1 protein-coding gene is annotated in these 595 nt (G+C 51.4%); it reads right to left on the reverse strand.

From position 1 onward, the window contains the following. Positions 1 to 44: 44 nt before the first annotated feature. A complete protein-coding gene (tnpA, locus tag OKC30_RS21325) occupies positions 45 to 470 on the reverse strand; it encodes an IS200/IS605-like element ISAeme8 family transposase (protein ID WP_041205574.1) in 426 nt (141 codons plus the stop codon). Positions 471 to 595 lie beyond the last annotated feature (125 nt).

A 595-nucleotide genomic window follows, 5' to 3' on the forward strand; every position in this document is an offset into this window, starting at 1 on the left:
TGCCCCGTAAACCCTCGCCCAATCGGGCGGGGATATAAGGGGAGCTAATCTGGTGTGTTCTGCGAGGCCACATACGCCTTGAGCGTTTCGATAGTGGCCCCGCCAGCACTGCAAGCAAAGTAAGAGCGCGACCACAGGAGCCCGCTATTACTTTGCTTTCGTAGGTGCGTATTCAATATGCGGATCTGGCGGCTACTGATCGACTTCAAATTATTGACCAACACACTGACGGCCAACTTCGGTGGATAGGCTACGAGCAGATGAACGTGATCGGCTTCGCCATCCATCTCCAGAATGTCGATCTCCAACTTCTCTGCCGCAGATAAAAATGCGCCGCGCATCTGCTCGATCATGGTGCCATCAAGCAGTTTGCGGCGGTACTTCGTGGTGAAGATTAAATGCACAACTAGCTTGCTGACGGAGTGACGCCTCCGCAGATACCTAGTCAAATCATCATGATGCACACTCACTTGCAATACTCCGTTAAAAGTCATACTGTATGGGTATCCTAGTAGCGAGCGGTGACTTTGAGAAGAGCAACGAAAGTACGCATTTATCCGACCGACGAACAAGCGGCATTCTTGAATGCCCAGTT

Origin of the sequence: Aeromonas sp. QDB18 (assembly GCF_027705325.1) — a bacterium.
Classification (GTDB): Bacteria; Pseudomonadota; Gammaproteobacteria; order Enterobacterales; family Aeromonadaceae; genus Aeromonas; species Aeromonas caviae.